The sequence below is a fragment of the Mycobacterium sp. genome (assembly GCF_049281135.1).
Taxonomy (GTDB): domain Bacteria; phylum Actinomycetota; class Actinomycetes; order Mycobacteriales; family Mycobacteriaceae; genus Mycobacterium.
The window spans coordinates 1-6,151 of record NZ_JBAPRN010000833.1; the positions used below are offsets into that span (position 1 = coordinate 1).

Genomic DNA, 6,151 nt, shown 5'->3' on the forward strand with positions numbered 1-6,151 from the left:
GATGAAAGAGAGTCTCGTTGCCGGCGACGCCAAGCTCGAAAACGGCTGGACGTTTACCACCAAGACCGGTCTCTACGGAACGAACTACCTGCAGCGCGCGCTGATCACCTGGTTCGGCCTTGGTGCCAATCGTCCGCAGGACGCCGTGTATCCGACCTCCGAAGGCCCTGAGCTGATCACGAAATATAACGGCGCAAATAAATACGTGATGCACTTCGACAAAGGCCAGCTTCCGCCGGTCGACGGCTTCTGGTCGCTGACCATGTACAACGGCGACTACTACTTCGTCGACAACCCGCTGAACCGCTACACGCTGAGCCCGCGCGACAAGCTGGCGACCAATCCCGACGGATCGACCGACCTCTACATCCAGGCAGACTCCCCCGGGCCGGACAAAGAATCCAATTGGCTTCCGGCGCCCAAGGATCGATTCAACCTCATGCTGCGGCTGTACTGGCCTAACGAGAAAAAGCCGTCGATTCTGGACGGGACGTGGCACATCCCACCCGTCAAAGCAGTCCCGTAACTACGCCCGCTGCGCGAACACGAACTCGTTGCCCGGCACCATGTCCTTGACCGCTGGTGCAGGACTGCGCCCGAAGCCGGCCATCAGATCGGCACCGGGCGTCACCGTCACATCCCAGCCGTGCCGGGCGAACCAATCGCCCACCGGTTCGCGCTCTTCGAAGTACCACAGCTCGTCGGTCCGGGGGATATCGCGATCCGGGTCCGCCTTGGCCATCAACTCGCGCAGTCGCTCCATCCGCCCGCGGCGCTTGGCACGCACCTCGGGGTCGAGGAACGTCGGCCCGAGCGCCTCCACCGCGACCCGGCTGCCCGGGGCGGTGAGCCCGTCGATGCGCTCGAACAGCAGATCCTGCGCCGCGGCCGGAAGGTAGGGCATCAGGCCTTCGGCCGACCAGACGCTCGGCTGCGATGGGTCGAAACCAGCCTCCTGCAACGCTTTCGGCCAGTCGTGGCGCAGGTCCACCGCGACCTCGATCCGGTTCGCAGCCGGCTGCGACCCGTGCTCGGTCAAGGTCGACAGCTTGAAGTCCAGCACCCGGTCTTGGTCCAGCTCGTAGACCGTGACGCCGGCCGGCCACGGCAACCGCCAGGACCGCGCGTCCAGGCCCGCCGCCAGGATCACCGCCTGACGAATGCCGGACTTGGTGGCGGTGAGAAAGAGCGAGTCGAAAAACTTGGTCCGCGAGGCCATGTAGCTGACCATCGCCTGTCTCTGCTGCGGCAACTCGGGTTCGGCTTCGAGGATCTCCGGCGGCAGATCGGGACCGCCGTGCCAATTCCATATTCCGTCGCCGGCGGCGTCGAGGAACACCCGCGCGAACGGGTCCTGAATCAGCGGATCATCGCTCTCGGTTTCCGCCGCGCGCGCCGACGCCACGCCCAGCGCGGTCGCCCCCACGCTCTCGGTGATTTCCCAGGTGTCGTTGTCAGTTCTCGCCATAACTCGAACGTACGTGAGGCGGCTTGGTGCCAGCTGTGCGTCGTGGCGGCCTCGAGTGATATCGCATGTGTCCTCGTTTTCAAACCACTTGTCATGGTCGGACACTGATGCACGCGTGACTGCTGTGACTCCCCACAGGGCCTGGTCAGCCATAAAGGCCCGGCAATCCGGCTCCCTGCGCAGGTCTCCGGTTATGTTGTCCGCGAGCCGCCGATAGCCGCGGGCCGAGGCCGAGCCGAAAGATCGTCAAAAAGATGCACGTCGACGGGCGCGAAGTCACCGTTTCCGGTAACTTGCTGCAACCCTTGACTCGGCGTACCAACGACATGCTGCGGGTCGCGCTGTCGGCGGCGCTGCTGGCGATCGTGATCACCAGTTCGCTGGTCACTCGCACGCGCTGGGACGAGCTGGAGAAATCCATCTCCCGCATCGTCGGGGTGCTGACGCCGACCCAGTCCGACGTGGTCTACCTGGTCTACGGCCTCGCGGTGCTGGCGTTGCCGTTCATGATTCTGATCGGCCTGATCCTGGCCCGGCAATGGCGACTGCTCATCCCCTACGCCGCGGCCGCATTGATATCGGTGCTGGCCCTGTCGATCACCGGCACGGGCCTGGCCGCGCCACGTTGGCATTTCGACCTGTCCGACCGGTTGCGCACTGTGCTGTCCCAATTCCTCGACGACCCGCGCTGGATCGGGATGCTGGCCGCGGTGCTCACCGTGTCCGGTCCGTGGCTGCCGGCCCGCTGGCGGCACTGGTGGTGGACGCTGCTGCTGGCGTTCATCCCGATCCACCTGGTGGTCAGCTCTATCGTGCCGGCCCGCTCGCTGCTCGGCATTGCGGTCGGATGGTTCGTCGGCGCCTTGGTAATCCTGGTCAGCGGCACTCCCGCTCTCGAGGTGCCGCTGGACTCCGCGGTGCGCGCGATGGCCAAACGCGGGTTCGAGGTGACCGGGCTGCGGGTGGTCCGCCCCGCCGGATCGGGGCCGCTGGTGCTTTCTGCGGTCACCGAGGATCCGGAGGAGAACGCCGTCGTCGAGATGTATGGACCGCATCAGCGCAGCGGCGGCGCGTTGCGGCAGGCCTGGCGGATCCTGCAGCTGCGCGAGAACGAGACCGCTCCGCTGCAGGCGTCGATGCGCCGCGCCGTCGAGCATCGCGCGCTGATGGCCATCGCGATCGGCGAGCTCGGCATCGCCAACACCGAAACGATCGCCGTCGGCACCCTCGATCGAGGCTGGACGATGTACGCGCACAAGCGCATTCGCGGCGAGCCGCTGAAGAAATGCCACGCCTCCACACCGGTGGCCGAAGTATGGGAATCGCTGCACAAGCTGCAGGACCACCAGATCGCCCACGGCGATCTGGTCGACCGAGAGATCACCGTCAGCCACGGCGCCGTGTTCTTCGGCGGATTCCATAGCGCGGAATACGGCGCCACCGACAACCAACTTCAGGCCGACATCGCGCAATTGCTGGTGACGACGTCGGCGCTGTACGGCGCCGACGAGGCAGTCGCCGCCGCGATTGGCGTGCTCGGCAAAGACACCGTGCTGACCGCATCCCGCCGGCTCACCAGAACCGGTGTGCCGAGACACATCCGGGACTCGGTCAACGACGCCAAGGGCGTCATCTCGCGCAGCCGCGCGGCGGTGATGCGCCAGACCGATACCGAGAAGATCCAACCCGAAGCGGTCACCCGGTTCAGCCGCAGCCAACTCGTCCAGCTGCTGTTGCTGGGCGCGCTCGTGTACGTCGCGTATCCGTTCATCAGCACGGTGCCGACGTTCTTCAACGCGCTGGGCAAAGCCAATTGGTGGTGGGCGCTGCTGGGCCTGGCGATCTCGGCGTCGACGTATGTCGGGGCCGCGGCCGCGCTATGGGCCAGCGCCGACGAGTCGGTGAATTTCTGGCGCCTGTCCATCGCGCAGGTGGCCAACACTTTTGCCGCGACCACGACGCCGGCCGGCGTCGGCGGGCTCGCGCTCAGCACCCGGATCCTGCAGAAGAGCGGCCTGAGCACGACGCGCGCCACCACCGCGGTGGCGCTGCAGCAGTCGATGCAGGTGATCATGCACGTCGTGTTGCTGATCTTCTTCAGCACCGCCGCGGGGGCGGGAACCGATCTGTCCCACTTCGTTCCGAAGTCGACCATGTTGTACCTGATCGCCGGTGTGGCGCTGGGCATCGTCGGAATCTTCCTGTTGGTGCCCAACTTACGACGCTGGCTATCGACGTCGGTGACTCCCAGGCTCAAGGAGGTCATCACCGACATCATCGAGGTGGCCCGCGAACCCAAGCGGATGTCGTTGATCGTCTTGGGTTGCACCGGAACGACTCTGGGTGCGGCGTTGGCGTTGTGGACCAGCGTCGAGGCATTCGGCGGCCATGCATCGTTCGTCACCGTCACCGTGGTGACGATGGTCGGTGGAACGCTGGCGTCGGCCGCCCCCACTCCCGGCGGCGTCGGCGCGGTCGAAGCCGCGCTGATCGGTGGGCTGGCCGCCTTCGGCGTCCCCGCCGCCGTCAGCGTGCCCTCGGTGCTGCTCTATCGGGTGCTGACCTGCTGGTTGCCGGTGTTCATCGGCTGGCCGGTGATGCAGTGGCTGACCCGCAATGACATGGTCTAACGACCCGCGAAGTCGCCGACGGCGATCACCATGTTGCGAGCCCAGGCGATTGCGAAGCCGACCGCAGTGAAAGTGCAGTCCAGGATGGCCGCTCGGTGTGGAGGACTCTGCATCCACCATTCGAGCGCGGCGCTCGGATTCGCGTGCGATCCGCTGCCCCAGTAGATGATCTCGCTTACATTGCCAGGCCTGATGTAGCCCGCGGCGAGGATCCGTGCTCGCGGTGACGAACCGTCCGAACCGATGTGGCCGCCCTCGACACCGTTCATCGCCAAGTCGTCGGCGTGCCGCTGCGCCGCTGCTGTCAAAAGCGGGTCGTCACCGATCACCCCGCATGACTGCCGAAGGTCGCTGACGCCGCTATAGATTGCGGCCCTGAAATCGTCTGCGCGCGCAGGAAAACCAGCAACGGCACCGACAGGCATTGTGAACACGGTACAGACCGACAATACGGCGATGATCTTGACTTTCATCGTCATGGCACCCCCCTACCACACGCCGTTATGCTGTTGTAGCAAACAAATGCTATCCACTTCCGGCCATAAATGGGCGAGAATCGCGAATCCCGGCTCCCCGGTGTCGTTGCTCACACGATGATCGGAATTCCCAGCTCGTGAGCTAGTCTTGAGCAACGTTGGCATATCAACCAGCCAATACGTCGTGGAATGCTCCGACAATAAATTCCAAGCTTTTTCGCGGCGATCGATTTTGCCCTCCGGCAATCTCGCCACCTTGTGCTGATCGTCTGAGGACGCGGGCACACCCTGATGCCTGAAAGGCACCACACCACAATGACTTCCAATAGTTCGTTCGCTGACCTCGGCGTGCCCGCGCGGCTGATCAGCAATCTGTCCGCGCGCGGGATCACCGACCCATTTCCCATCCAGGTGAGCACCCTGCCCGACACCCTGGCCGGCCTCGACGTGCTCGGCCGCGGTAAGACCGGCAGCGGCAAGACACTGGCCTTCTCCATCCCGTTGGTCACCCGCCTCGCGGACGCCAAGCGGCGGCCCGGCCACCCAACCGGCCTGGTGCTGGCACCCACCCGGGAGCTCGCCACCCAGATCACCGCAGCCATGGAGCCGCTGGCCGCAAGCTACGGCCTGAAGGTCACCACGATCTTCGGTGGGGTGTCGCAATCCCGCCAGGAGTCCGCGCTCAGGAGCGGCGTCGACATCGTCGTCGCCTGCCCGGGCCGGCTGGAGGACCTGATGCGCCAACGGGTGATCAGCCTCGACGCCGTCGACATCACCGTGCTCGACGAAGCCGACCACATGGCCGACCTCGGATTCCTGCCGGGGGTCACGCGCATCCTGGCCGCCACGCCGTCGAACGGTCAGCGACTGCTGTTCTCCGCCACCCTGGACAACGGCGTCGACAAGCTGGTCAAGCGGTTCCTGCGCAACCACGTCATGCACTCCGTCGACGAGGTCAACTCGCACGTCGCGGAGATGACCCACCACGTCTTCCACGTCGGCAGCGCCGGCGCGAAGGCGGAGTTGGTGCACCGGTTGGCTTCCGGCACCGGTCGCCGAATTCTGTTCATGCGCACCAAACACCAGGCCCGTAAGCTGGCCCGCCAGCTCACCGACGCCGGGGTGCCGTCAGTTGACTTGCACGGCAACCTCTCTCAGCCGGCCCGCGACCGCAACCTGGCCGCCTTCTCGTCCGGCGAGGCCCGCGTGCTGGTGGCTACCGACATCGCTGCCCGTGGTGTGCACGTCGATGACGTGCAGCTGGTTGTCCACGTCGACCCGCCCGCCGAGCACAAGGCATACCTGCACCGCTCCGGGCGTACCGCACGCGCAGGCAGCGCCGGCGACGTCGTGACCGTGGTGCTGCCCGAACAGCGCAGGGACACTTCGGCACTCATGCGTAGAGCCGGTATCTCGGTCGCCCCGCAGCAGGTCACCGCGGCGTCGGAGCCGGTCATGGACCTGGTCGGCGAGATCGCGCCCTACCAGGCTCCGGCCCCCAAAACCGCACATGTCCAGCCCGACCAGCGGTCTCAGCCGCGTCGGCGTCCGAACCGCGGCGGCGAGCGCGCCAAGGC

The 6,151-nt window shown here is 65.8% G+C and carries 5 protein-coding genes; 3 read left to right on the top strand and 2 right to left on the bottom strand.

Going from position 1 to position 6,151, the window contains the following annotated elements:
• Positions 1-526, top strand: a 526-nt coding sequence (locus WAN02_RS33170) for a DUF1214 domain-containing protein (RefSeq protein WP_422269593.1), incomplete at its 5' end; no start/stop codon positions are given.
• Here the strand turns inward: WAN02_RS33170 and WAN02_RS33175 are convergent.
• Positions 527-1,468 (bottom strand): class I SAM-dependent methyltransferase, encoded by a 942-nt coding sequence (locus WAN02_RS33175; protein ID WP_422269594.1) that lies wholly within the window; start codon positions 1,466-1,468, stop codon positions 527-529.
• Between the two features lie 254 nt (positions 1,469-1,722).
• Between WAN02_RS33175 and WAN02_RS33180 the strand changes: the two genes are divergently transcribed.
• A complete protein-coding gene (locus tag WAN02_RS33180; protein WP_422269595.1) occupies positions 1,723-4,098 on the top strand; it encodes a lysylphosphatidylglycerol synthase domain-containing protein in 2,376 nt (791 codons plus the stop codon).
• Here the strand turns inward: WAN02_RS33180 and WAN02_RS33185 are convergent.
• Positions 4,095-4,577: a CAP domain-containing protein gene (locus WAN02_RS33185; protein WP_422269596.1), complete on the bottom strand. Its 483-nt coding sequence runs from the start codon at positions 4,575-4,577 to the stop codon at positions 4,095-4,097. The two genes, WAN02_RS33180 and WAN02_RS33185, sit on opposite strands and share 4 nt — an antisense overlap.
• A gap of 312 nt (positions 4,578-4,889) precedes the next feature.
• Here WAN02_RS33185 and WAN02_RS33190 point away from each other — a divergent pair.
• The coding region (locus WAN02_RS33190; RefSeq protein WP_422269597.1) for a DEAD/DEAH box helicase at positions 4,890-6,151 on the top strand (1,262 nt) is incomplete at its 3' end.

Coding starts and splice junctions, on each gene's coding strand:
- WAN02_RS33175 (WP_422269594.1), bottom strand. CDS start 1,468: ATGGCGAGAACTGACAACGACACCTGGGAAATCACCGAGAGCGTGGGG.
- WAN02_RS33180 (WP_422269595.1), top strand. CDS start 1,723: ATGCACGTCGACGGGCGCGAAGTCACCGTTTCCGGTAACTTGCTGCAA.
- WAN02_RS33185 (WP_422269596.1), bottom strand. CDS start 4,577: ATGACGATGAAAGTCAAGATCATCGCCGTATTGTCGGTCTGTACCGTG.